The sequence below is a fragment of the Bacteroides zhangwenhongii genome, from assembly GCF_009193325.2.
Lineage (GTDB): Bacteria > Bacteroidota > Bacteroidia > Bacteroidales > Bacteroidaceae > Bacteroides > Bacteroides zhangwenhongii.
On the sequence record NZ_CP059856.1, the window covers coordinates 2,099,154 to 2,124,015 of the forward strand.

Below are 24,862 nucleotides of genomic sequence, written 5' to 3' on the forward strand. Positions count from 1 at the left end.
CCATGAAGAAGAAATTCACCGATATATGGAAATTCCTCACGTATGACATCTGGCGTATTACGGAAGATGAAGTGACCCGAACCAAGTTCTCACTTTACAATATTATAAAGACCATCTATCTTTGTATCAACCGATTCACCAAAGACCGGATGGCCAACAAAGCCTCCGCGCTGACTTACAGCACCCTGCTTGCCATTGTTCCGATACTTGCCATCCTATTTGCAGTGGCACGCGGTTTTGGATTTAATAATTTGATGGAGCACCAATTCCGCAACGGATTCGGAGGAAACACAGAAACAACAGAAGCTATCCTCTCATTTGTCGATTCATACCTTTCGCAGACCAAAGGGGGAGTATTCATCGGAATCGGTCTGGTGATGTTGCTATGGACGGTCATCAATCTGGTCAGTAATATCGAAATCACATTCAACCGTATCTGGGAAGTAAAGAAAGCCCGATCTATGTACCGTAAAATAACGGACTACTTCTCCATGTTCCTGTTAATGCCGATCTTGATTGTGGTCTCCGGCGGTCTTTCCATTTTTATGAGCACCATGCTCAAGCAGATGGATGATTTTGTGTTGCTGGCCCCTATCATGAAATTCATGATACGTCTTATACCCTTTGTACTGACTTGGCTGATGTTCACCGGACTTTATATCTTCATGCCGAATACGAAAGTGAAATTCAAGCACGCGCTTATCGCAGGTGTTTTGGCAGGAACCGCCTACCAGGCTTTCCAGTATCTATATATCAGCAGCCAGTTGGGAGTATCAAAATACAATGCCATCTATGGTAGTTTTGCCGCTTTACCTTTATTCCTGCTTTGGTTGCAAATATCCTGGACTATCTGTCTGTTCGGTGCGGAGCTGGCCTATGCAGGTCAGAACATCCAAAGTTTCAGTTTCGACCAGGATACCCGCAATATCAGCAGGCGCTACCGGGACTTTATATCCATCCTCATTATGTCCCTCATCGCCAAACGGTTTGAGAGAAACGAGCCGCCTTATACAGCCGCGCAAATCTCGGAAGAACATCAAATACCGATCAGACTCACCAATCAAGTACTTTATCAATTACAGGAAATAGACTTGATTCATGAGGTAGTCACAGATGCAAAAAGTGAGGAAATCGGTTATCAGCCGTCTATGGACATCAATCAACTGAACGTAGCCATCCTGCTCGACCGCTTGGATACATACGGCTCAGAGAATTTCAAGATAGACAAAGATGAAGAGTTCAGCGACGAATGGAAAGTGCTGACCGAATCCAGAGAAGAATACTATAAGAAGGCAAGCAAAGTGTTACTCAAGGATTTGTAGCCTATTTATAGCTGTTGTAGGAAATCACTTTTTCTTTCGGTTTTCTCATCTTCTTTCTTTTCTCCTTCACCGGATAGCCTATCGTGATATCCAGCAATACACGTTTGGACGAAGGAATGTCTGCCAGCCGTTTTATTTCCTTTTCGTCAAACCAGCCTATCATACACGAGCCCAGTCCTTCACTTTCAGCAGCAAGGGTGATATGGGCGGCAGCAATCCCGATATCAATCAAAGGAAAATGTTTATCTTTCACTTTTCCCCCGAGCATCGAAGTAATATTGGCCGACTCTTCCACAACTAAGATATGCACAGGCGCATCTTTGGCAAATTTATTCATTCCCAGTCCTGCTGCAGCCTTGCCAATCTTCACAGCCAGTTCACGGTCGGTTATCACCACAAACTTCCAGGGTTGGGCATTGCAAGCGGAAGGAGCCAGACGACCTGCCTCCAAAATCCGCTCTAACTTCTCCGTCTCCACCGGACGTTCTTTATCATACGCCCGGTCACTCTGACGGGAAAGTACTAATTGCAGAAAATCACTGTATTCCATCTTATTTATATTGAATCATCCGGCTGATATACTTACCGATAATGTCAAACTCTATATTCACCACACTGCCAATGGCAAACGTATGGAAATTGGTATGCTCGTAAGTATAAGGAATAATGGCCACCTGGAACGTATCATCCGTGGGATTGCATACCGTCAGACTGACACCGTTGACTGTCACCGAACCTTTATCCACAGTAATATATCCACGTTTCGCCATTTCCTTATCAAACGCATAACGGAATGTAAAATACCAGCTTCCTTCCGCATCCTTTATGTCAACACAAGTGGCGGTCTGATCCACGTGTCCCTGCACAATATGACCGTCCAACCGGCCGTTCATCATCATGCTGCGCTCCACATTCACCTTGTCTCCCACTTTCAGCAGACCGAGATTGGAACGTTCCAGCGTTTCTTTCATAGCAGTCACCGTATAGGTGTCATCCGTCATACTTACGACTGTCAGACATACACCATTGTGAGAAATACTCTGATCAATCTTCAACTCATTCACAAACGAACACTTCAATGTAAAGTGTATATTCTCCTGGTCTTTCACCAGCGCCACCAAAGTAGCATATTCTTCTACAATTCCGGAAAACATAATTCTACTTATTATTTCATGATTTACTATTCTACGTTTAAAAGCACTCCTTTAATGCAAGGGTCAAAGATACGAATAAGCAAGGAGGATAGAAAATAAGAGCATAAAAAATTCACATTACACACAGACCTGTGACAAGAGAAATGGTAAAAAGGCAGCAGATGAATGTCTCAAATGCTGCCTTATAATCCGAAAGGGTGGAAATTTACATACGTTTATATGTCATTTTACGGTAAAAGTCTCCATCTTCGTCAGTTTCTTTTTGTTCAACTACCAATTGACTGGAATTAACAACAAGTAATTTGACAGAAGTAAATTCTGTACCTCCTCCATCCACAGGAATCAGATTGTTGCCATCTAAAGTAAATTTTTCAATATCGTTTTGATGCCACTGGTTGTTGTAATAATCATAATAAGTCACTGAATAAGTATTATCAGCAATCTTAGATATTATCACCTTTTCACAATCAGATATTGGATTAGCAGGGTCATATTGGTCATTCCAGCTTTCTTTTTCCCCTTCATACACTTCGTAGCCTTCATCGTTGGTTAATCCCCAAGTTCCTTCCAGCTGTGCTGTATCAATGTCTTCATCATCATCGCTACAAGCAACAAAGTTTACACTCATAATCACGGCAATTACTGCCATTCCAATAAATCTTAGTATTTTCATTTTATAATTTGTTTATGCTTCTACGTCCCTAATAGAGAGCATTAATAATTGAGATGCAAGTGCGAGGAACACAACATGGAAAGTTGCACACTTCTTAATAAACAGATTGGCAAAGTAGATAAACTGTCCGGTTCTTATATTTTGTATTTAATACCAACCAGTTCCCTATGATTGGCTACTACGTACAAAAAGCGTGGGAACTACTGAATATTACTGCATTGAGGCTCTGGACTGCCTAAGGTGAATAATAAACAATAGCCCACGCCAAACGATATATAGACTATCCATATAAGATAGGTATATAACATTGACGTGAGCGTTCTTGCCTATTATCTTCACCTTATGAAATTGTCCAGATTCCAATGCAAGATAATATCCTAAACGCTCTTTGTTAACTATGTTCTTTCAGAACTATCTCCATGGAAGTCTGAAATTGCTACAAAGTTACTAAAAGCTATTTAATTAGCAAGAACTATTGTTCATTAAAAATTATAAGCCGGTGCTATATGCAATACAAGAATCAGTTCATTTGCTGTATTTACGTTACCACAATCTTTTATGATACCGTCATTACTGATCAAAATGTAGATTGGTAGACATTAAATAAGGACATAAAAAAAAATGGGGCTTTTCACAAAGCTCCATTCTTCAGTTTTCAATAGGTATTAGTTTTTTTTTTAAGGTAAAAAGATTGTTTTCAGGATAACGGTGCAAATATAGGGGCTTTTACCGATACTATCCAAATTATAAAACATGTCATATAACATCTTTTTGAAAAATCTTTGGATTTATTATCATTTGACGCAAAAACTCCTGTAACTAGCCCGTTACAGGAGTCAAATATAAGATATTTTTTTAAGGAGACCTAATTTCTGTTTAAAAATTCGCCCCAAATTACTTCTCCGGATAATTTTCGTCCGTTTTTCCACGATGTTTTAACACTTTGGCATCAATGAAAAATACGATTTCCTCAGCAATGTTGGTGATATGGTCTCCGGCACGTTCCAATTTGCGGAACACGCTGACCAAGTCCACACCCGTATGTACCGCTTCCGGATGTTCGGTAATATAGTCCGCAATGATACCTGTTGCCCCGGCATTGATCTCATCCAGCAAATTATCTTTGGCAAAGACACCTGCCGCCAGTTCAATACTCTCCTCATTCAAGGCACGTTTCGCCAGTTCCAGCATGGACAACACCTCAGCCTGCATCTCCGCCAGCCGAAGACGATTCAACAGCTCCGCATCCAACACCGGTTCTTTGCTACGAATCACAAAGCGGGCAATCCCTTCCGCAAAGTCTCCCAAGCGTTCCAGATTCGTATTGATTTTCAGCATAGCCAGCACAAAACGCAGGTCGATCGCCACCGGATTATATAACGCGATAATATCTTCCACATCACTGTCTATCTTCAGTTCAAAGGCATTCACCCTACGCTCGCGAACCATCACCTGCTGAGCCAACTCTTTGTCAAGAGTCAATACAGCCTCTCCGGCACGGTCGAGCTGGTTGTACACCAACGTCCACATCTCATCAATTTCCTTCTTCAATAGAACAAGTTCCGATTCTATAAACTTTACCATAGTCTACTTATATAAATGATTAATATTCTGTTTCTAACACAGGCAAGGGGGACCGTTCTATCCGAAACGACCTGTAATATAATTCTGCGTAGCCTCTTTCTCCGGATTTGTGAATATCTTCTTGGTCTGATCGAATTCCACCATCTCGCCCATATAAAAGAAAGCCGTTTTGTCGCTGACACGAGCCGCCTGCTGCATATTGTGCGTCACAATCACAATAGTATAGTCTTTTTTCAGCTCGTGAATCAGCTCCTCCACTTTTGCCGTAGAGATAGGGTCGAGCGCAGACGCAGGTTCGTCCATCAGCAACACCGAAGGAGACACCGCCATAGCACGGGCAATACAAAGACGTTGCTGCTGTCCGCCGGACAAGGCATAAGCCGATTCCTTCAACTTATCTTTCACCTCATCCCAAAGTGCCGCCCCTTTCAGTGTTTCCTCCACACGCTGGCGGATGAAAGCGTTATCTTTCACTCCATTCACACGAAGTCCGTAAGCCACATTCTCGAATATGCTTTTCGGAAAAGGATTAGGACGCTGAAACACCATTCCCACATTCTTGCGCAGTTCGTCCACCGCCACGCTTTTAGAATAGATATTCTGCCCGTCGATACGAATCTCCCCTTCCAGACGGGTGGCGGGAATCAGATCGTTCATCCGGTTGAAAAGACGGAGGAAGGTAGATTTACCACAACCGGAAGGCCCGATAAAGGCAACAACCGACTTCTCTTCAATCTGCATACTGATACCTTTCAACGCATGGAAATCACCATACCAGAAATTCACGTCGCGCGCATCTATTTTCACTGTATCCATATATACTAACTCAATTCGTTTTTACCCTTTTCTCAAAATACTTTCTCAACGCATTCGCCAGCAAATTCACCAGCAGAATAATCATAATCAGCACCAATGCCGTACCGTATGCCAATGGCAGCTGCGCCTCCATATCCGTTCCACTTGTAGAAATCACATACAGATGATAAGGCAACGCCATACACTGATCCAGAATGCTTGCCGGAAGATGCGGAAGGAAATAGGCGGCACAGGTGAACAGAATCGGCGCCGTCTCTCCCGACACTCGTCCCAAAGCAAGAATCAGCCCGGTGATGATATTCGGCATACCCATCGGAAGAATAACGTGCCAGATCGTCTGCAACTTCGTCGCTCCCAGCGCCCGACTTCCCTCACGCATACTGTCGGGAATCGCCTTCAAAGCCTCTTCCGTCGTCCGGATAACCAAAGGTACACAAAGTAAGCCTAATGTCAAAGAACCGGCCAGAATACTATCACCGAACCCCATATAATTGACAAAAAGCGCCATACCGAACAAACCGAACACAATAGAGGGAATACCACTCAGATTGTTCGTCATCACCCGGATAAAGCGCACCAATTTGCCTTTCGGCGCATACTCGTTCATATAGATTCCACTCATCACCCCCACCGGAAAAGCAAACAGCGCACTGCCCACCATCAGATAAAAAGTACCGACAATAGCCGGCCAGATGCCTCCTCCCGTCATTCCATCCGTAGGAGACGAAGTGATAAACTCCCAGCTGATGGCACCGATTCCTTTATAGATGATAAATCCCAGAATCACAAACAATATCAGCACAATGCAAAGGCTCAACAATCGGAACAGGCCGAAAGCGATCTTCTGCGAACGGTGCTTGGCTTTATTATTACTCCTTATTTCCATATTATTTACTTCGTTTTAGTCCTTTAGAAGAAATGTATTCCACACTAAAGTTGATGATCAGTGTAATGAAGAACAACACGACACCCAGCAGGAACAATGCCTGATAATGCGGACCTCCCGCTGGCGCTTCTCCCAATTCCGCCGCAATGGTGGCAGGAATCGTACGCAATGGCTCCAGAATAGTGGTCGGAATCACGGCTGCGTTTCCCGTCACCATCAATACCGCCATCGTTTCTCCGATAGCCCGCCCGATACCCAGCACCACGCCGGACGTAATGCCCGAGATGGAATAAGGAATCACTACCTTATATATAGTCTGCCACTGTGAAGCCCCCAGCGCCAGACTCGCTTCACGCATGGCGCGCGGACAATTCCTCATCGCATCTTCCGTCACTGTTATAATAGTAGGCAGCGCCATTATAGCCAACACGATACTCCCTGCCAGACCGCTTTCCCCTACCGGCAGATCAAACAATTTCTGAATCAAAGGGACAATGACGATCAAACCGAAAAAGCCATAGACAACGGAAGGAATGCCACTCAACAATTCAATGACCGGCTTCAGCCAGTTCCGTACTTTCGGATGGGCTACTTCGGACATATAGATAGAAACCGAAAGTCCGAAAGGCAGCGCGAAAAGAATGGCAAACAGGCTCACCCACAACGTACCGCCAATCAAAGGCAGGAAGCCAAACTGTGCGGCCGGAGTCGCTGTCGGAAACCATTCGGCTCCCGCAAAGACATCTTTCACGGAAATGGTGTTGTCCTCTATAAAATGCACCGCATCCGGATGAACGATAAACTGCTGCGGAACAAAAGCCACGATACCCGGTGTTTTCTCCACCAGTTCCGTTATCTTATCTCCCGCATACTCATAGGCAGCTCCGAGTTCCTCCTCCGTATAATATTGTGTAATATCCTCCAGACGAAAAACCCGGATAGGGAGATCTTCCCCACCGAGTTCCTTCCAATTGGTTATCTCCCCGTCAAAAACATTCTTTATCTGAGCCGGACTCAGAACGCTTACCTTATTACTTTTATTCAGCGCCAGCACATAACCTTCCTCGATCACTTTGCTTCTGAATAGCCCGAAAGCCTCCGTAAACAGGAAGAGTACAATCAGCAGAATCGTAATACTTGTTACGAAACCGCTGCAAGTCAGAATACCTTCTATAATCTTTTCTAAAAATTTCTTCATACCTGTCGATTTCTGATGCAAAGAAAGCGCCTCCTTATTAAGGAGGTGTGACTAACGTTTGAAGGAAATATTTCAATCTTGTTACATTTGTGTTACAAACACCTTTTGCCCGCCGGATGCAATAGAAATGTAACATCCGATTGCTTTATTTGCATCCGTATTCATTTGCATCCGTACAAAAAAAGAAGATTTATGAAAGTAAGAAGAAATTTATTAATAGCCCTGTCCTTACTGTCAATCAGTGCCAGCGCGCAACGCATCAAAGGCAGTGATACGGTACTACCTGTCGCCCAGCAGACAGCAGAACGGTTTATGAACCAATACCCAGACACCCGTGTCACCGTGACCGGCGGAGGAACCGGCGTAGGAATTTCCGCGCTACTGGACAACACGACGGACATCGCAATGGCTTCCCGCCCTATCAAGTTCAGCGAAAAGATGAAAATCAAGAGTGCGGGAGAAGATGTAGCCGAAATAGTTGTGGCGTATGACGCCCTTGCCGTAGTAGCACATCCTTCCAACCCGGTAAAGCAACTCACCCGCCAACAACTGGAAGACATCTTTCGGGGGAAAATCACCAATTGGAAGCAAGTAGGCGGTGACGACCGCAAAATTGTGGTTTACTCCCGCGAGACCTCTTCCGGCACTTATGAATTTTTCAAAGAGAGCGTACTCAAAAACAAAAACTACATGGCGAGCAGCCTTTCCATGCCCGCAACGGGCGCCATTATCCAGTCAGTCAGCCAGACCAAAGGAGCCATCGGATATGTCGGACTTGCCTACGTGTCCCCACGTGTCAAAACCCTTTCCGTATCCTACGACGGAAAACATTATGCAGCCCCCACGGTAGAGAATGCCACCAACAAGACTTATCCCATCGTCCGCCCGCTTTACTACTATTACAATGTAAAGAAGAAAGCGGAAATCGATCCTTTGATTCAGTACATTCTTTCTCCCGACGGACAGGACATTATAAAAAAGAGCGGTTATATTCCGGTTAAATAAAAAAAATGTCCTACTTTTGTAGCCTGAATCATGTATTAGCATAAAACGTTATGACAGATATTAAAAACGAAGAAGTAGCAAGTGAAAAAAAGAGCTTGAACTTTATAGAACAGGCAGTAGAAAAAGACTTGAAAGAAGGTAAGAACGGTGGAAAAGTACAGACACGTTTTCCGCCCGAGCCAAACGGATACCTTCACATCGGCCATGCCAAAGCCATTTGCCTCGATTTCGGCATTGCAGAAAAACATGGCGGTGTATGCAACCTTCGTTTCGACGACACAAATCCCACCAAAGAGGATGTGGAATATGTAGAAGCTATCAAAGAAGACATCCAATGGTTAGGCTACCGTTGGGGAAATGAATATTATGCTTCCGACTACTTCCAACAATTATGGGACTTCGCCATCCGTCTGATTCAGGAAGGTAAAGCATATATCGACGAGCAGAGTTCCGAACAGATCGCGCAGCAAAAAGGCACTCCTACCCAACCGGGTGTGGAAAGCCCTTACCGCAACCGTCCGATTGAAGAGAGTCTCGAACTTTTCAAGAAAATGAATAGCGGAGAGATTGAAGAGGGCGCTATGGTGCTTCGCGCCAAAATCGATATGGCCAACCCGAATATGCACTTCCGCGACCCGATTATTTATCGTGTGGTGAAACATCCGCATCACCGTACCGGCACTACATGGAAAGCCTACCCTATGTATGACTTCGCGCACGGTCAGAGCGACTTCTTCGAAGGGGTGACCCATTCACTGTGTACGCTTGAGTTTGTGGTACACCGCCCGCTCTACGACCTCTTCATCGACTGGCTGAAAGAAGGGAAAGACCTGAATGACAACCGTCCCCGTCAGACCGAGTTCAACAAACTGAACCTGAGCTATACGCTGATGAGCAAACGCAACCTGCTCACTCTGGTAAAAGAGGGGCTGGTGAACGGATGGGACGATCCCCGTATGCCGACCATCTGCGGTTTCCGCCGTCGCGGTTACTCTCCGGAGTCCATCCATAAGTTTATCGACAAAATCGGTTATACCACATACGACGCGCTGAATGACATCGCACTGCTCGAAAGTTCTGTCCGCGAAGACCTGAACAGCCGCGCTACCCGCGTGTCCGCAGTAATCAATCCGGTGAGACTCGTCATCACGAACTATCCGGAAGGACAAGTAGAAGAATTGGAGGCCATCAATAACCCGGAAGATCCGGAAGCGGGAAGCCACTTGATTGAGTTCAGCCGCGAGTTGTGGATGGAACGTGAAGACTTCATGGAAGATGCTCCCAAGAAATATTTCCGCATGACACCCGGACAGGAAGTACGTCTCAAGAATGCTTATATCGTGAAATGTACCGGCTGCAAGAAAGATGAAAACGGCGTGATCACGGAAGTGTACTGCGAATATGACCCGAACACCCGCAGCGGTATGCCGGACGCAAACCGCAAAGTGAAAGGTACGCTTCACTGGGTGAGTTGCAACCACTGCATACAAGCAGAGGTGCGTTTGTACGACCGTCTGTGGAAAGTAGAAAATCCGCGTGACGAACTGGCTGCCATCCGCGAAGCGAAGAATTGCGAGGCACTGGAAGCCATGAAAGAAATTATTAACCCGGACTCATTGAAAATTCTCCCTAACTGCTATATAGAAAAGTTCGCAGCTACACTGCCCACCCTCTCCTACTTACAGTTCCAACGGATTGGATATTTCAATATTGACAAGGACTCAACACCGGAAAATCTGATCTTCAACCGCACTGTGGGATTAAAAGACACGTGGGGAAAGATCAATAAATAAAATATAAAATAATGAGTAGAAAAAACATTCCGCCTGAAAAAAAAGAACTGGAAAAACTGATCACAAACTACGAGGCTGCAAAAGCCGAAAACAGACAACTCTATTTGGATGGAGACCAATTGGCTGATATCTCTGATTGGTATGCCTCCAGAAGTAAATTTGAGGAAGCGCAAGAAGCCGTCACTTACGGACTTCAATTACATCCGGGAAACACCGACCTGCTAGTGGAACAGGCATACCTTTATCTGGACACCCGAAACCTGCAGAAAGCAAAACAGGTGCTGGATTCCATCACCGAAGCATATGATCCCGAAGTGAAAATGCTGAAGGCCGAATTGTTACTGAATGAAGGGCAACTCGAAGAAACCCGGTCATTATTAGCTACCATTGAAGATGCGGACGAACTCGGCAGAATCTGCGAGGTTGTCTATCTCTATCTGGAAATGGGATATCCCGATATGGCAAAAGAATGGATAGAAAAAGGGGAAAAGACATACTCTGAGGCAAAAGAGTTTATGGCTCTCCAAGCCGATTACGCATTAGCTACCCAACAATTTGACTCAGCAATCAAGATATACAATCAATTACTTGATATAGAGCCTTATAATACCCCTTATTGGACAGGACTGGCAAAATGCTACTTCTTCCAGTCAAAATGGAGCAAGGCTATCGAAGCCTGTGATTTCGCATTGGCAGCCGATGAATCTGACGGAGAAGCATATACCACCAAAGCACATTCCTTTTTCCAACTGAACAACTTCGACAAGTCCATCGAATATTATAAGAAAGCGATGGAATACAAGGCCGTCTCCCCCGATATGGGCTATATGTTTATCGGGCTGTGTTACAGCGCCAAAGAAGATTGGGAAAAAGCGAATGAGTATTATGACAAAGTAATCGATTTTTTAGAAAAAAGCAACGGTAATGAGTCTGCTTTATCAATAGACATTTATACTAATAAAGCGAATGCCTTAGCCGAATTGGGAAGATACAAAGAAGCACATCAGACTTGTAAGAAAATAAGCAAAATCCATCCGAAAGACGCGACAATCCTCCTGACCGAAGGCAAAATCTACTTGCTGGAAAGGAAACTTGAAAAAGCCAGAATCTGCTTCATCAAGTTATCGGATATAGATTCCAGCATAGATATGTATTACATGATAGCCTGTATCTATATGGAGAACAACTATGAGATCGAAAGTCAATATTACTTAGAGAAAGTATATGCTCTTGATCCGAAATTTGAAGACGTCGCGGAGAAATTGAGCGTTTGCAGTCTGGCTTACGGTGACATAGAAGGTTTCTTCAAATATAACAGCGACTGCGCGCATCCGGTCACAGAGGAAGCCCTTTCGGGTTTGATAAATTATGCGTGTCAGAACGAAGAACAACGGAAAATATTCAAGAAGATACTGGCACGTATGAAAAAGGAGAAAAAGGAGAATAAGGAGAATAAGAAAAACAAAGGAAAATAATCATCAATTTAATAAACCCTAGCCCTAAAAATCATGGAATCAGTAGCTTTTATCCAGTGGTGTCTGGATCATTTGAATTATTGGACTATCACTTTATTAATGACTATCGAAAGTTCCTTTATCCCTTTCCCTTCGGAAGTGGTCATCCCGCCGGCAGCATATAAAGCCGCAGTCAACGACGAGCTTAATATCTATCTAGTGGTTGTTTTCGCTACCATCGGAGCCAATATCGGAGCATTGATTAACTATTTTCTGGCAAAGTGGTTGGGACGCCCTATCATCTATAAGTTCGCCAACAGCCGTTTCGGGCATATGTGCCTTATTGATGAAGCCAAAGTGCGCAACGCTGAAACTTATTTCGACAAACATGGCGCGCTTTCCACTTTTATCGGCCGACTGATTCCGGCTGTCCGCCAATTGATCTCCATACCTGCCGGGCTGGCACGGATGAAGTTGACCACTTTCTTGCTATACACCACTTTAGGAGCAGGGTTGTGGAATGCCATTCTAGCCATTATCGGTTACCACTTGTCCAAAGTGCCGGGCATCGAGAGTGAAGAACAGTTGATTGCCAAAGTAACGGAATACAGTCACGAAATAGGCTATGGCTTCATTGCCCTCGGTGTGTTTATCGTTGCCTTCCTGGTTTATAAAGGAATGAAGAAGAAATAAACCTCAAAAAATTAAACGCAGATAAACGCGGATTTTCGCAAATAGAAATAATCTTTTGCGTTAATCCGCGTTTATCTGCGTTTAATCCTAAGCAATCCCCTGCTTTACAATGCAGCCAATGCCTTATCGTAATCTGGTTCCTGCGTAATCTCCGGCACAAGTTCCGTATAGGCCACTTTGCCATCCTTTCCGATCACTACCACCGCACGAGCCAGCAGCCCTGCCAACGGACCGTCCGCCATGCGCACTCCATAGCTTTCGTCGAAATCGGAGAAACGGAAATCAGACAATGGAATCACGTTCTCAATACCTTCCGTTGTACAGAAACGGCTGTGCGCAAAAGGAAGGTCTTTGGAGATAGCCAATACCACCGTATCTTTCAGTCCGGCAGCCATCTTGTTGAATTTGCGTACCGAAGTAGCACAAACACTGGTATCCAGACTTGGAAAAATATTCAGAATCACATTCTTGTCATTCAGATCTTTCAATGAGAAAGAAGACAAATCAGTTTTTACCAATTCAAAGTCGGGAGCGACTTTACCTACTTGTATAAATTCACCGATCAGTTTTACCGGTTGTCCTTTGAAATTTGTTGTTGCCATAATGCATATCTATTTAAAAATTACTTTATATAGAAACAACAATTACCCAAAATATGTTCACGGAAAACCTTTTCCAAATTGAATTTGTTATCTCACAACGAAATTATTCTAGTAACAATTTAAAATAGAAAATGTATGGAAACAGTATTCAATGAGATTCAACATTCAGTAAAGAACTGGTGGACTTCCCTTCTTCTGGGAATCGTGTATATTATCGTAGCCCTTTGGCTCATGTTCTCCCCCGTAAGCAGTTACATAGCTTTAAGTATTATCTTCAGCGTATCTATGCTGGTCAGCGGAATTTTGGAAATCATTTTCGCCATCAGTAACAAGAAAGGTGTTCCCAGTTGGGGATGGTACGTTGTAGGAGGAATCATCGACCTTATCCTAGGCATTTACCTGATCGCTTACCCGATGGTCAGCATGGAAGTCATTCCGTTTATCATCGCCTTCTGGCTCATGTTCCGCGGTTTCTCTTCTACCGGCTATTCCATCGACCTGAAACGTTACGGAACCCGCGACTGGGGATGGTATATGGCATTCGGCATTCTGGCTATCCTCTGCTCATTGCTGATATTGTGGCAACCAGCCATAGGAGCCCTTTATGCAGTCTACATGATCTCTTTCGCATTCCTCATCATCGGACTTTTCCGTGTCATGCTTTCATTTGAACTAAAGAATTTACATAAAAGAAAATAAAAATCTTTCGGCACTTACTTTGGTATTTTGTTTATCTTTGTAGGCAATTTACATGAATCAACTAATTAAACAGAAAGAAAATTATGGCAATGCATACATGGTTTGAGTGCAAGATCCGTTATGAGAAAGTAATGGAAAACGGAATGCAGAAGAAAGTTACGGAACCTTATCTGGTTGACGCACTCAGCTTTACAGAAGCAGAGGCACGAATCATCGAGGAAATGACTCCGTTTATCTCCGGAGAATTTACCGTTTCGGACATTAAACGTGCCAACTATAGTGAACTTTTCCCCAGTGACGAAGAAAGTGCCGATCGCTGGTTCAAATGCAAACTTATTTTCATCACGCTGGATGAAAAAAGCGGTGCGGAGAAAAAGACATCCACTCAAGTGCTGGTACAGGCTGCCGACCTGCGCGACGCGGTGAAGAAGCTGGACGAGGGAATGAAAGGTACAATGGCCGATTATCAGATCGGAATGGTATCCGAGACTCCGTTGATGGACGTCTACCCTTACAGTGCCGGACCGAATGACAAACCGGAGTTTGACCCCGCAAAAGCATAAATGACAATGAGTATTGCTGACAATTTAAAGCAAGTACTGGCCGAGCTCCCGCAAGGAGTCCGGCTAGTTACTGTCTCGAAATTCCATCCCAATGAAGCGATAGAAGAAGCATATCAGGCGGGACAGCGTATTTTTGGAGAGAGCAAGGTGCAGGAAATGACAGCTAAATACGAAAGTTTACCCAAAGACATCGAATGGCATTTTATCGGACACTTGCAAAGTAACAAAATCAAATACATGATACCATACGTAGCGATGATACATGGCATTGATACCTATAAATTGCTGGCAGAAGTCAACAAGCAGGCAGGCAAGGCAGGACGTACCGTAAACTGCCTGTTGCAGATACACGTGGCGCAGGAAGAAACAAAATTCGGTTTCAGCCCCGAAGAATGCAGGGAAATGCTGGATGCCGGAGAGTGGAAAGCATTGGCACACGTGCGTATCTGCGGCTTGATGGGAATGGCAAGCAACACCGATAATATCGAACAAATCAACGGTGAATTCCGTTTATTGAACAGTCTCTTTAAGGAGATTAAAGCAAACTGGTTCGCCGACTCGGACGCTTTCCGGGAATTGTCGATGGGTATGTCGCACGATTATCACGAAGCCATTGCCTCCGGAAGTACGTTAGTACGGGTAGGAAGCAAGATTTTCGGAGAACGAGAATATAATATTTAACCAATCATTATCACCATGACCGATTTAAAAACTACTTTCGCAGGGCTTTCCCTCAGGAACCCTATTATCATCAGTAGCTCGGGACTGACCAACAGTGTCGGCAAAAACAAGAAGCTGGCCGAAGACGGAGCCGGTGCTATCGTTCTGAAATCACTGTTCGAAGAGCAAATCATGCTGGAAGCAGAACAACTGAAAGATCCGGCTTTCTATCCGGAAGGCAGTGATTACCTGGCAGAGTACATTCGTGAACACAAGCTATCCGAATATCTGACTTTGATAAAAGAAAGCAAAAAGGTATGCCCGATTCCTATCATTGCCAGCATTAACTGTTACAGTGATTCCGAATGGGTAGACTTTGCCAAACAAATAGAAGAAGCCGGAGCCGATGCGATAGAGATCAATATTCTGGCTTTGCAGTCGGACGTACAATATACATACGGTTCTTTTGAACAGCGTCACATTGATATTCTCCGCCACATCAAAAGAACGGTAAGCATTCCGGTCATCATGAAATTGGGTGACAACCTGACTAATCCCGTAGCACTGATCGATCAGTTGTATGCCAACGGTGCGGCGGCTGTTGTTCTCTTCAACCGCTTCTACCAGCCGGACATCAACATTGAAAAGATGGAGCATATCTCAGGCGAAGTATTCAGCACTATTGCCGACCTGGCCACTCCTCTCCGTTGGATCGGTATAGCATCTGCCGCAGTAGACAAGATCGACTATGCAGCTTCCGGTGGCGTGGCCAATGCAGAAGCAGTAGTCAAGGCTATTCTTGCCGGTGCTTCAGCCGTAGAAATTTGCAGCGCGATCTACCAGAATACAAACGCATTCATCAGCGAAGCCAACCGCTTCCTCTCCGCATGGATGGAACGCAAAGGCTTCAACAGCATTGCACAGTTCAAAGGCAAGCTGAATATCAAGGATATTCAAGGGATTAATACTTTTGAACGTACACAGTTCTTGAAATACTTCGGGAAGAAAGAATAAAGATTAAATGAAGAATTTATTTTAAACGAAGAATAAATTTTGAATGAAGAATGAAGGATTATCTGCGCTCTAATGCTGCATAGTAAATTCTTCATTCTTCATCTTTTTATTTTTAATTTCTTCTACAGCAAGTTACTTGCCAGCTCGCTTAGCTCACTTCGTTCTCCCTTTACCAAGTTCACGTGCGCAAAGATTTTTTGGTCTTTCATACGGTCAATCATATATACCAGACCATTGGACTGGCTGTCCAGATACGGCTGGTCAATCTGTTGGATATCTCCGGTAAACACCATCTTCGTACCTTCTCCCGCACGAGTAATGATGGTCTTTATCTCATTCGGCGTCAGGTTTTGCGCCTCGTCGATGATGCAATACATCTCGCTCAAGCTGCGGCCACGTATAAATGCCAAAGCCTCAATGACCAACTGTTCACTTTTCTGCATATCTTCTATACGCTTCACTTCGGTAGAGTTAGCAGCAAACTGGCGTTTTATCACGTTCAAGTTGTCGAATAGCGGTTGCATATAAGGAGCCACTTTCTCCTGCGCGTCTCCCGGAAGAAAACCTATATCCTTGTTGGAAAGCGCAACGACAGGGCGTGCCAGCAGAATCTGCTTGTAATCGGTCAGTCTGCCCAAAGCGGCAGCCAATGCCAACAGCGTCTTACCCGTTCCCGCCTTTCCGGTCAACGCTACCAGCTTCACATTCGGATCATTCAGAATCTCAAAAGCAAAACTCTGTTCCGCGTTGCGTGGTTCGATTCCGTAGTTCTTACCCTTCATTACCCGGCAGATAGAATGAGTAAAAGGATTGTAACGTGCCAGCACCGTATTCCGGTCACTCTTCAGTACGAAACATTCGTTAGGATGAATCAGATCCTTAAAATCAAATTCACTCAAGTCGATACCCTCCTTAGAAGAATAAATACGGTCAATCAATGCCGGATCTATATTTTCAAAGATTTCATTAGATTTCTCAAAGACATCCACATTCACCACCTTGTCCGTGATATAATCCTCGCACAGCAGACCGATGGAACGCGCCTTCATACGCAGGTTCACGTCTTTGGTCACCAATACCGTTTTCATTTTCGGATATTTGGAAGCAAGAAACTCGGTTGCCGCCAAAATAAAATGATCGGGCTTCTTCGCCGGAAAAGCAGTCCATACTTCGGGAGCCTCCACCTGACCGGTCACCACAAACAGGCGTCCCAAGCCTTCGCCCAGCTTCACTCCTTTCGAGAAAATCTCGTCACTCGTCAGCGTATCCAACTCACGCACAAACTCACGGGCATTGAAATTAATCTGCTCGTTTCCTTTCTTGAATTTATCCAACTCCTCAAGCACGACAAGGGGAAGATAAATATCATTTTCCTGGAAATTCTTCAAGCAATTATAGTCGTGAAGAATAACATTGGTGTCTAGCACAAAATTTTTCTTAGTTCCCATGATTTCTTAGATTTAAATGTTGATATTTGCAATCTCAATTCGTCAACCTCACTTATCGCAGTCCGGTTGACGGTTCTAAAGATAAACAAATTAGCGGGCAATAAAGATTGCCCGGCGTTAAATATTATAAAACATGGACTATCAGAACACTTTAAAGTACTTATATGAAAGTGTACCTATGTTTCAGCAAGTAGGGAAAGAAGCATATAAGCCGGGATTGGAAACCACACAAAAATTAGACGAATATTTCGGCCATCCTCATCAACAATTCAAAACGATACACATTGCGGGTACGAACGGAAAAGGTTCCTGTTCGCATACTATCGCCGCCGTATTGCAATCGGCAGGCTACCGGGTAGGATTATTCACCTCCCCGCACCTGGTGGACTTTCGCGAACGCATCCGCGTCAATGCCGAAATGGTGCCCGAAGAATACGTAGTTGACTTTGTGGAAAAGCACCGTCCTTTCTTCGAACCTCTCCAACCTTCGTTTTTCGAGCTTACCACCGCTATGGCATTCCGTTATTTTGCCGACAGAAAAGTAGATGTAGCCGTTATCGAAGTAGGAATGGGCGGACGTCTGGACTGCACCAACATCATCCGTCCGGACCTATGCGTCATCACCAACATCGGTCTTGACCATACCCAGTATTTGGGCGGTACACTCGAAAAGATCGCTGAAGAAAAAGCCGGAATCATCAAGGAAGGCGTACCGGTGGTTATCGGAAGGGCTAGAGGAGCGGTGAAAAAAGTATTCTCCGCGAAAGCGGAGGAGATGAACGCCCCCATCACGTATACGAAACAGACTGCCGCGGGCAACGACGTCGCTATATATAGCTATCCGGAATTACAGAAAGAAAGGAACAGCTTTTACGAAATGACGCGGCAAGGTCTCGAAATGTTCAAAATGCTACAAGACAAACACCGGAAAAATGAGAAGTCTCTGGAGAAGTTACTGTCTACGTTCAATCTGGACAATGCCCTACGCGCGATGGACAGGATACTCGACAAAAGAAAAAGCGCGATAAAACTCAGCAATAATCATTTTCAGGACGGTATTTTTCTGGAGCTCACCGGTCTCTACCAGGTCGAGAACGGCTTTACTATCCTGACCGCCCTTGACGAACTGGTGAAAATGGGATACCACATCTCACCCAAGAACTATTTCGAGGGCTTTTCCAATGTATGCGAACTCACCGGACTGATGGGACGCTGGCAGAAAGTGTACAGCTATCCGGACATCATCTGCGACACCGGACACAATGTCGACGGAATCAAGTATATCTGCAAGCAGCTCGAAGCTATCCGGGCAAACGACGGAAAAAAGATCCATATCGTATTCGGTATGGTCAATGACAAAGATATCAGCGGTGTACTGAAAATATTGCCGAAAGACGCCACCTATTATTTCACCAAAGCCAGCGTGAAACGCGCGCTTCCGGAGAACGAGTTGCAGGAACTGGCTCGGAAGGCCGGATTGAAAGGCAACGCTTACCCCACTGTGGTAGAAGCGGTGCAGGCGGCAAAAAAAGACTGCCCCCCGAAAGACTTCATCTTTGTGGGAGGCAGCAGTTTCATTGTCGCCGATCTGTTAGCGAATCGCGATACACTCGATCTCTACTAACGCGTCCTTTGGCAGAGCTTTTACGGCAATCGCCGAGCGTGCCGGGAAAGCTCCGTCAAAATAAGTGGCATACACACCATTCATCCCCGCGAAAAGGGACATATCCTGAAGAAACACGGTGGTTTTGACAATGTCGCCCATTGTCAATCCCGCCTCTTCAAGAATGTGCTTTATATTTTCCAACGACTGGCGGGTCTGTCCTTCTATCCCTTCCGCCATCTGCCCCGTAGCGGCGTCAATAGGCAACTGTCCCGACACAAATACCATTCCGCCCGCTTCTATCGCCTGGCTGTACGGACCGATAGCTCCGGGAGCTTTCTCACTGCAAATTACTTTCTTCATATTTCTATAATTGTCATTTATATAAGATACAAAGTTATAAAAATATTCTATCCCCCTTTTATAAAATATCGTTTTTAATATCCAGCCGTCTCTTTTATTTTGGCTTTTCCAATATAAGAGGATTTCTCTCATTGATAGCAGAAAACGAAACATAAACACAAAACCTCCTGTGAAACGAATCTCACAGGAGGTTTTTTATTATTTATTCGAAAAGATTATTCCGCTTTTTCTTCTGCAGGAGTTTCAGCAGGTGCAGGAGCAGCTTCAACCGGTTTTTCAACCTTTACATCTTCTCTAGATACGTTTACCGTAACGTTGACAGCAGAAGGTTGTCCCTGGTAAGGCATACGGTTCTTCGGGTCAGCACCATATTGGTTAGGACCTACAGTACCGTCAGCAAACAACATATAAAGTCCGAAAATAGCATTCACGATAGGAATGAACATCAACAGAATCAACCAGCCGGATTTATTCAAGTCGTGCAGACGCTTCACACCCTGTGCCAGAGAGAACCACACAGAAGCAACCAAAGCGGCAAGACCGATCAGCAAGCCGAATACGGAGCCACCGGCAGAACCGCTGGAAGCACCAAAAATAAAAGTACCTACACCCAACAGCATAGCGATCCAAGTTACTATACCACCAACAATACCAGACAGGAAATATTCGATTCTACGAATACGACCGTCAAAAGAAAAAGGAGCTTTGAACATAATTTATAAAATTTATATTAATAAATAAGTGAGTTGTTCATCGTGCATTTATTATATGGAAGCAAAGTTATAAAAAAAATAAAATAAAAAAAGTTCTTTAAGGAAAAGAATAAAAAAATAACCGAATCCCGTGCAGTATTTTCTATTTTCCTGCATTTAACCTATAAAACAAAGAAAAAGTAGCAAATCAAACCATGTATCATTAACCTACAACCTGAGCTTGAACAGAAGGGGAAAATTAAAAGAGAAAGAGAGAGTTTTTTAATTAACGTCCCCAAATGAAAAGGGAAGGTTTGAAACCTTCCCTTTTCCCCTTTCATCAAAATCGAGGGTTCACCTCAAATGAACTGCACCCCAAAAGTTAGACACAAAACTTTTGGGGTGCAGTTCATTTTGACACATTCCTTTTATTTGCAGTATTTTTGAATCAGCTCATCCACATTCGGATCTCCCAGTTCCTTAGCTTTCTTAAAGTTCCCGCAAGCCTCGTCCTTCTTCTGCAACTGTATCTGACAAAGCCCCAACAAGCGATAGGCTTCGGCATATTTCGGATCTGTTTTCAGCATGTCATTCAGAATACGAACCGCCTCTTCATAACGGCCTACGCGCAAATTCACCACCGCGTGTTCCGCCTGATAAGTCAAGTCGGCAGGATTCAGTTCGATAGCCTTAGCGATATCATCCAACGCACGCTGATACTGGCGGGCTTTCAGCGCCGCCTGCTCACGATAATAATAAAATACATCATTCACTTGTCCTTTCACCGCGGTATGGTAGGCGTCATAATCAAGCATGGCATTCCGTGCCTGACCGGCCGCCATATTCATTTGCGCACGTTCCAGCAGATAAGGAGCCAACTCAGCGGTTATCGGCTGCGGACAACGGGCAATGCAACTATCCATCAAGGCCAAAACCTCTTTCGGGTCGCTTTTCATCAATTCCTTTGTCTTGGCGGCACTGAAGAAGGTAGCGGGAGAAGCAAGATTGCTGGCGTTTACTTTCTCATAAGCAGCCAAAGCACCTGCATAGTCTTGCTTGGCAAACAGGATATCGCCTTCCATCTGAATGTAAACAGGCAACGGATCAATAGCTATCGCCTGACGGACATTCTCCAAAGCAGTATCATACGTCCAATCCTTATACGTCTTTTCCGGCTTGGACAGCTGGTAAGAATACATCATCTTACCTATATTATAATATGCATCGTCTTTCTTCTGAGCCACCTTCAACGCGCGGTTAAAGTCGTCAACGGCTTTATCATACCAAGACTGGTCATCCTTGCCTTTGGCTATATAGTAATTCGCACGGCGGAGATACCCGTCCGCGTTGTTCGGGAACTGAGCGATAAAATCATCCAAGAGTTTGCCATAGTCATCTCCCGACATCTGAGAGGAAGCCATAAACAAATAGACCAATGCCTGGTCTTCCGTTTCGGGCAATCCCTTCCGGATACCAATGCTTCTCAACGTCGCATCCCCCAGAGAAAGGGCATTGATCTTCTGCGCCATCGCAAAAGCCGCCCCTGCCGCATAACAAGTGGTTATCGTGTCAAGCCCCGACGACTTCTGCGCAATGCCGAACACCTGTCCTTCCGCGTTCATCACCGGACAGCTCACCATCTTGTCTTTCATCTGCATACTCAATGTATAATAATGGTACTCTCCCGCCACTTTGGATACCTCCTTCACCTTGCCGGAAACGCAGGCAATACTCTTCTGCGTGGAATAAGGAAGCATCCACGCATCACTTCCCACTGCCGGAGCAGCAGTCGCCACCACCAGCGCAGGCACTTTCTTTTCAGTAATTCCTACACGGAACTTTATAACATCATACATATCATTCGCTCCCAATATCCGGCTGACCGGCATTTGCTTACCGTCCGCCGTCACGACCACCGCACGCTCCGCTCCCTTGAAAAGAGAAAAATCGGATAATGCCAGTCCGTCTTCGGAGACAAAAAATCCGTTACCGGTATTCAGCATTTTATCATTTTTATCGTAGGTCACGACCGAGAAGACCGCACGTTTCGCCTTCTCTACCCATTTAGGGGTTTGCGCCATGCTTCCCTGCACCAGAAAGAAAAGCGCCAAAGGTAGAATTAAAATCTTCTTCATAATATTACTCATTGTTTCTTTGTTTCACCGCCTCGTAAATCAAGATACCCGCAGCTACGGAGACATTCAATGACTCGATAGTGCCCAGCATCGGTATCTTCACCCATTCGTCGCAGAGCGCCAGGTTATCGTATGACACCCCTGTATCCTCCGCTCCCATAATGATGCACAACGGTCCCGTATAATCAGCTTTCGTATAATCGTAATCTCCCTTTTCGGTAGCCGCCACAATACGGAAGCCGCTGTCTTTCAGATACTGAAGCGTCGAGCGCAAGCTCTGTTCACGACATACGGGAAGCGTATGCAACGCTCCCGCCGATGTTTTCACCGCATCGGCATTTACCGACACGCTGCCACGTGCGGGAATAATCACCGCATCTACGGCGGCACATTCGCAAGTACGGGCAATCGCGCCGAAATTGCGGACATCAGTCACTCCGTCCAACATTACAAAAAACGGATTCTTGCCTTGCTCAAACAGGAAAGGAACAAGATCCTCCGTCTTCTGATAAGTCACGGAAGAAATGAAAGCGATCACACCCTGATGATTCTTCCGGGTGATACGGTTGATACGCTCCACCGGAACACGCTGAACGGGTATCAGCGTACCTTTCAAAGCTGCAAAAAGCTCTTTGGAAAGATCACTCTGAATATCTTTCTTCACGAGGATTTTATCTATTTCTTTTCCAGCCTGAATGGCCTCTATCACGGCACGAACGCCGAAAATCATTTCACTTTTGTCAAGCATCTTATTTATTTACTATTGTACTATATTTACGAATTACTATTTATACATTACCGTAACGGCAATGCCACACCGCTAATCACTGTTCAACAGCGCCTTGGCGTTGCTGAGCGCGGCTTCGGTCAAAGTAGCGCCACTCAACATGTGGGCTATCTCCTCCACCCGCTCCTCATCAGTAAGACGGCGGATATGGCTGTTGGTTTCCGTATCGCTATCTTTCTTGTACACCTTATAATGCGCCCGTCCACGAGCGGCAATCTGCGGCAGGTGGGTAATGCTGATCACCTGACGGTTCTGCTCGCCCATCTCCTGCATCATATCCGCCATGCGGTCGGCTATCTCACCGGAAACTCCGGTATCTATCTCATCAAACACGATGGTCGGCAACTTCACGGCTCCCGCGATCATGGCTTTGATGGAAAGCATGACACGGGCTATCTCACCCCCCGAAGCCACAGAAGAAATATTCTGCAATGTACCGTTCTTGTTGGCGGAAAACAAGAAGCTGACCGTATCTTCTCCCTGCAATCCGGGTTCTTTCTTCAATCCCATCTCCACCTGGAAACGGACATTCGGCATTCCCAACGGAATCAGACGGGTGGCCAACTGCTTTTCCACCTCACGGGCAGCCTTGACGCGGGCTTTGGTCAGCAAGGCAGCCTGCTGCTTCACCTGTTTGAACTGTTCCTCCTTGCGGGCGGTCCATTCGGCAATCCGTTCATCGTATGAAGTTATGTCGGACAGTTTGACACGGTATTCTTCCGCCAAAGCCAGCAACTCATCAAGCGTCTGTACCCGATGTTTCTGCTGCAAGGAATAAATCAAGTTCAGACGCTCGTTCACTTCCTCCAGCCGTGCCGGGTTGAACTCCACCGATTCACCCTGCGAAGAGATTTCATGCGCGATATCTTTCAGTTCGATATAAGCGCTCTCCATACGTTCCGCCAGTTCTTTGGCAGGCTGGTAGACTTTCTGCAGATTGTTCAGCGTGTTCAGATTGTCCTTCAGATAAGAAAGTAGTCCGCCTTCGTCTGAGGCGAACACCTGCTCCACCCGGTAAAGTCCTGCCTTGATTTCCTCCGCATGGCTCAGTATTTCGGCTTCCTGTTCCAACTCCTCCTGCTCTCCTTCCACAAGACGGGCTTCTTCGAGTTGCTCCAATTGGAAACGGATGTAATCTTCGTCCGAACGGCTTTTCTCGGCAAGCGAGACTAACTCCGCCAATTCGCGTTCCGTCTGTTTCCATCCGGCATAACAGGTGTGGTATTTCTCCAACGTAGTGTCGTTATGCGCCAGAATATCAAGTACATTCAACTGAAAGCCTTCCTTGTTGAGCAACAGATTCTGATGTTGTGAATGCACGTCAATCAACTGCTCTCCCAGCTCCTTCACCTGCGCCAACGAAGCGGGCGTATCATTGATAAACGCCCGACTCTTACCGGACGCCTGCACTTCACGACGCAAAATGCACTCTTCATCATATTCCAGCTCATTGTCTTCAAAAAACGGGCGCATCCCATAAGCCGATATATCAAAACGAGCTTCTATGATACATTTAGAAGCTCCGCGACGAATTGACTTTACATCGGCACGCTGTCCGAGCAGCAGCCCGATGGCTCCCAGAATAATTGATTTCCCGGCTCCCGTCTCACCTGTAATAACGGAAAAGCCGGTGTCGAAACTAATATCCAGTTTCTCTATCAATGCGTAATTCTGAATGTATAGTGAACGTAACATTTGAATAAGTTGAGAGTTGAGAG

General features: G+C 45.2%; 24 protein-coding genes. 10 read left to right on the forward strand and 14 right to left on the reverse strand.

Features of this window, described 5'->3' with window-relative positions:
• The first annotated feature begins 2 nt into the window (after window positions 1-2).
• Window positions 3-1,322: a YihY/virulence factor BrkB family protein gene (locus GD630_RS08460; protein WP_007766437.1), complete on the forward strand. Its 1,320-nt coding sequence runs from the start codon at window positions 3-5 to the stop codon at window positions 1,320-1,322.
• Between the two features lies 1 nt (window position 1,323).
• Here the strand turns inward: GD630_RS08460 and GD630_RS08465 are convergent, their stop codons facing one another.
• The 7 genes from GD630_RS08465 to pstC form a co-directional block, all read right to left on the reverse strand.
• Window positions 1,324-1,872 carry a nitroreductase family protein gene (locus GD630_RS08465; RefSeq protein WP_143868448.1) on the reverse strand — a complete coding sequence of 183 codons (549 nt, stop codon included), beginning with the start codon at window positions 1,870-1,872 and terminating at the stop codon, window positions 1,324-1,326.
• Between the two features lies 1 nt (window position 1,873).
• A complete protein-coding gene (locus GD630_RS08470) occupies window positions 1,874-2,476 on the reverse strand; it encodes a riboflavin synthase (RefSeq protein ID WP_007766430.1) in 603 nt (200 codons plus the stop codon).
• 205 nt (window positions 2,477-2,681) lie between these two features.
• Window positions 2,682-3,149 (reverse strand): lipocalin family protein, encoded by a 468-nt coding sequence (locus tag GD630_RS08475; protein ID WP_143868450.1) that lies wholly within the window; start codon window positions 3,147-3,149, stop codon window positions 2,682-2,684.
• Window positions 3,150-4,043: 894 nt separating this feature from the next.
• Window positions 4,044-4,733: a phosphate signaling complex protein PhoU gene (phoU, locus tag GD630_RS08480; protein WP_007758257.1), complete on the reverse strand. Its 690-nt coding sequence runs from the start codon at window positions 4,731-4,733 to the stop codon at window positions 4,044-4,046.
• Between the two features lie 57 nt (window positions 4,734-4,790).
• Window positions 4,791-5,549: a phosphate ABC transporter ATP-binding protein PstB gene (pstB, locus tag GD630_RS08485; RefSeq protein ID WP_007766411.1), complete on the reverse strand. Its 759-nt coding sequence runs from the start codon at window positions 5,547-5,549 to the stop codon at window positions 4,791-4,793.
• A 10-nt stretch (window positions 5,550-5,559) separates the two neighbouring features.
• The gene (gene pstA / locus GD630_RS08490; protein ID WP_007766410.1) at window positions 5,560-6,435 is read right to left on the reverse strand and encodes a phosphate ABC transporter permease PstA; all 876 of its coding nucleotides are present in this window, start codon (window positions 6,433-6,435) and stop codon (window positions 5,560-5,562) included.
• 1 nt (window position 6,436) lies between these two features.
• A complete protein-coding gene (pstC, locus tag GD630_RS08495; protein WP_017142411.1) occupies window positions 6,437-7,633 on the reverse strand; it encodes a phosphate ABC transporter permease subunit PstC in 1,197 nt (398 codons plus the stop codon).
• Window positions 7,634-7,825: 192 nt separating this feature from the next.
• Here pstC and GD630_RS08500 point away from each other — a divergent pair, with 192 nt between their 5' ends.
• The 4 genes from GD630_RS08500 to GD630_RS08515 are packed head-to-tail and all read left to right on the forward strand — an operon-like array spanning window position 7,826 to window position 12,578.
• The gene (locus GD630_RS08500) at window positions 7,826-8,638 is read left to right on the forward strand and encodes a PstS family phosphate ABC transporter substrate-binding protein (RefSeq protein WP_143868452.1); all 813 of its coding nucleotides are present in this window, start codon (window positions 7,826-7,828) and stop codon (window positions 8,636-8,638) included.
• A 50-nt stretch (window positions 8,639-8,688) separates the two neighbouring features.
• Window positions 8,689-10,431, forward strand: coding sequence for a glutamine--tRNA ligase/YqeY domain fusion protein (locus tag GD630_RS08505; RefSeq protein WP_143868454.1), 1,743 nt, complete (start codon window positions 8,689-8,691; stop codon window positions 10,429-10,431).
• Window positions 10,432-10,442: 11 nt separating this feature from the next.
• Window positions 10,443-11,906, forward strand: coding sequence for a tetratricopeptide repeat protein (locus tag GD630_RS08510; RefSeq protein WP_143868456.1), 1,464 nt, complete (start codon window positions 10,443-10,445; stop codon window positions 11,904-11,906).
• 33 nt (window positions 11,907-11,939) lie between these two features.
• On the forward strand, window positions 11,940-12,578 hold the full coding sequence (locus GD630_RS08515) for a DedA family protein (RefSeq protein WP_143868458.1): 639 nt from the start codon (window positions 11,940-11,942) through the stop codon (window positions 12,576-12,578).
• Window positions 12,579-12,682: 104 nt separating this feature from the next.
• Here the strand turns inward: GD630_RS08515 and tpx are convergent, their stop codons facing one another.
• Complete coding sequence (gene tpx / locus GD630_RS08520) at window positions 12,683-13,180, reverse strand: thiol peroxidase (protein ID WP_143868460.1); 498 nt, start codon at window positions 13,178-13,180, stop codon at window positions 12,683-12,685.
• Window positions 13,181-13,315: 135 nt separating this feature from the next.
• On the opposite strand from tpx, the gene GD630_RS08525 reads away from it, so the two are divergent.
• The 4 genes from GD630_RS08525 to GD630_RS08540 all read left to right on the forward strand — a co-directional run bounded on the left by GD630_RS08525 (window position 13,316) and on the right by GD630_RS08540 (window position 16,116).
• Complete coding sequence (locus GD630_RS08525; protein WP_007766395.1) at window positions 13,316-13,879, forward strand: HdeD family acid-resistance protein; 564 nt, start codon at window positions 13,316-13,318, stop codon at window positions 13,877-13,879.
• A gap of 83 nt (window positions 13,880-13,962) precedes the next feature.
• Window positions 13,963-14,442 carry a DUF4494 domain-containing protein gene (locus GD630_RS08530; RefSeq protein ID WP_007766393.1) on the forward strand — a complete coding sequence of 160 codons (480 nt, stop codon included), beginning with the start codon at window positions 13,963-13,965 and terminating at the stop codon, window positions 14,440-14,442.
• A gap of 6 nt (window positions 14,443-14,448) precedes the next feature.
• The gene (locus GD630_RS08535) at window positions 14,449-15,123 is read left to right on the forward strand and encodes a YggS family pyridoxal phosphate-dependent enzyme (protein ID WP_143868462.1); all 675 of its coding nucleotides are present in this window, start codon (window positions 14,449-14,451) and stop codon (window positions 15,121-15,123) included.
• Between the two features lie 15 nt (window positions 15,124-15,138).
• Window positions 15,139-16,116, forward strand: a complete 978-nt coding sequence (locus GD630_RS08540; RefSeq protein WP_143868464.1) for a dihydroorotate dehydrogenase-like protein — start codon at window positions 15,139-15,141, stop codon at window positions 16,114-16,116.
• A 122-nt stretch (window positions 16,117-16,238) separates the two neighbouring features.
• On the opposite strand, the gene GD630_RS08545 is transcribed toward GD630_RS08540, so the two are convergent.
• Complete coding sequence (locus GD630_RS08545) at window positions 16,239-17,564, reverse strand: PhoH family protein (RefSeq protein WP_143868466.1); 1,326 nt, start codon at window positions 17,562-17,564, stop codon at window positions 16,239-16,241.
• Window positions 17,565-17,697: 133 nt separating this feature from the next.
• On the opposite strand from GD630_RS08545, the gene GD630_RS08550 reads away from it, so the two are divergent.
• The gene (locus tag GD630_RS08550; RefSeq protein ID WP_143868468.1) at window positions 17,698-19,188 is read left to right on the forward strand and encodes a bifunctional folylpolyglutamate synthase/dihydrofolate synthase; all 1,491 of its coding nucleotides are present in this window, start codon (window positions 17,698-17,700) and stop codon (window positions 19,186-19,188) included.
• Here the strand turns inward: GD630_RS08550 and GD630_RS08555 are convergent.
• The 5 genes from GD630_RS08555 to recN form a co-directional block, all read right to left on the reverse strand.
• Complete coding sequence (locus GD630_RS08555) at window positions 19,156-19,530, reverse strand: RidA family protein (RefSeq protein WP_143868470.1); 375 nt, start codon at window positions 19,528-19,530, stop codon at window positions 19,156-19,158. The two genes, GD630_RS08550 and GD630_RS08555, sit on opposite strands and share 33 nt — an antisense overlap.
• Window positions 19,531-19,745: 215 nt before the next feature.
• Window positions 19,746-20,243, reverse strand: coding sequence for a DUF805 domain-containing protein (locus tag GD630_RS08560; RefSeq protein WP_007766380.1), 498 nt, complete (start codon window positions 20,241-20,243; stop codon window positions 19,746-19,748).
• Window positions 20,244-20,650: 407 nt separating this feature from the next.
• On the reverse strand, window positions 20,651-22,357 hold the full coding sequence (locus GD630_RS08565) for a serine protease (RefSeq protein ID WP_143868472.1): 1,707 nt from the start codon (window positions 22,355-22,357) through the stop codon (window positions 20,651-20,653).
• A gap of 4 nt (window positions 22,358-22,361) precedes the next feature.
• Window positions 22,362-23,105 (reverse strand): 23S rRNA (guanosine(2251)-2'-O)-methyltransferase RlmB, encoded by a 744-nt coding sequence (gene rlmB, locus GD630_RS08570; RefSeq protein ID WP_143868474.1) that lies wholly within the window; start codon window positions 23,103-23,105, stop codon window positions 22,362-22,364.
• Window positions 23,106-23,177: 72 nt separating this feature from the next.
• The gene (recN, locus tag GD630_RS08575) at window positions 23,178-24,839 is read right to left on the reverse strand and encodes a DNA repair protein RecN (RefSeq protein WP_143868476.1); all 1,662 of its coding nucleotides are present in this window, start codon (window positions 24,837-24,839) and stop codon (window positions 23,178-23,180) included.
• Window positions 24,840-24,862: the final 23 nt, after the last annotated feature.

Coding starts and splice junctions, on each gene's coding strand:
- GD630_RS08460 (WP_007766437.1), top strand. CDS start 3: ATGAAGAAGAAATTCACCGATATATGGAAATTCCTCACGTATGACATC.
- GD630_RS08465 (WP_143868448.1), bottom strand. CDS start 1,872: ATGGAATACAGTGATTTTCTGCAATTAGTACTTTCCCGTCAGAGTGAC.
- GD630_RS08470 (WP_007766430.1), bottom strand. CDS start 2,476: ATGTTTTCCGGAATTGTAGAAGAATATGCTACTTTGGTGGCGCTGGTG.
- GD630_RS08475 (WP_143868450.1), bottom strand. CDS start 3,149: ATGAAAATACTAAGATTTATTGGAATGGCAGTAATTGCCGTGATTATG.
- phoU (WP_007758257.1), bottom strand. CDS start 4,733: ATGGTAAAGTTTATAGAATCGGAACTTGTTCTATTGAAGAAGGAAATT.
- pstB (WP_007766411.1), bottom strand. CDS start 5,549: ATGGATACAGTGAAAATAGATGCGCGCGACGTGAATTTCTGGTATGGT.
- pstA (WP_007766410.1), bottom strand. CDS start 6,435: ATGGAAATAAGGAGTAATAATAAAGCCAAGCACCGTTCGCAGAAGATC.
- pstC (WP_017142411.1), bottom strand. CDS start 7,633: ATGAAGAAATTTTTAGAAAAGATTATAGAAGGTATTCTGACTTGCAGC.
- GD630_RS08500 (WP_143868452.1), top strand. CDS start 7,826: ATGAAAGTAAGAAGAAATTTATTAATAGCCCTGTCCTTACTGTCAATC.
- GD630_RS08505 (WP_143868454.1), top strand. CDS start 8,689: ATGACAGATATTAAAAACGAAGAAGTAGCAAGTGAAAAAAAGAGCTTG.
- GD630_RS08510 (WP_143868456.1), top strand. CDS start 10,443: ATGAGTAGAAAAAACATTCCGCCTGAAAAAAAAGAACTGGAAAAACTG.
- GD630_RS08515 (WP_143868458.1), top strand. CDS start 11,940: ATGGAATCAGTAGCTTTTATCCAGTGGTGTCTGGATCATTTGAATTAT.
- tpx (WP_143868460.1), bottom strand. CDS start 13,180: ATGGCAACAACAAATTTCAAAGGACAACCGGTAAAACTGATCGGTGAA.
- GD630_RS08525 (WP_007766395.1), top strand. CDS start 13,316: ATGGAAACAGTATTCAATGAGATTCAACATTCAGTAAAGAACTGGTGG.
- GD630_RS08530 (WP_007766393.1), top strand. CDS start 13,963: ATGGCAATGCATACATGGTTTGAGTGCAAGATCCGTTATGAGAAAGTA.
- GD630_RS08535 (WP_143868462.1), top strand. CDS start 14,449: ATGAGTATTGCTGACAATTTAAAGCAAGTACTGGCCGAGCTCCCGCAA.
- GD630_RS08540 (WP_143868464.1), top strand. CDS start 15,139: ATGACCGATTTAAAAACTACTTTCGCAGGGCTTTCCCTCAGGAACCCT.
- GD630_RS08545 (WP_143868466.1), bottom strand. CDS start 17,564: ATGGGAACTAAGAAAAATTTTGTGCTAGACACCAATGTTATTCTTCAC.
- GD630_RS08550 (WP_143868468.1), top strand. CDS start 17,698: ATGGACTATCAGAACACTTTAAAGTACTTATATGAAAGTGTACCTATG.
- GD630_RS08555 (WP_143868470.1), bottom strand. CDS start 19,530: ATGAAGAAAGTAATTTGCAGTGAGAAAGCTCCCGGAGCTATCGGTCCG.
- GD630_RS08560 (WP_007766380.1), bottom strand. CDS start 20,243: ATGTTCAAAGCTCCTTTTTCTTTTGACGGTCGTATTCGTAGAATCGAA.
- GD630_RS08565 (WP_143868472.1), bottom strand. CDS start 22,357: ATGAAGAAGATTTTAATTCTACCTTTGGCGCTTTTCTTTCTGGTGCAG.
- rlmB (WP_143868474.1), bottom strand. CDS start 23,105: ATGCTTGACAAAAGTGAAATGATTTTCGGCGTTCGTGCCGTGATAGAG.
- recN (WP_143868476.1), bottom strand. CDS start 24,839: ATGTTACGTTCACTATACATTCAGAATTACGCATTGATAGAGAAACTG.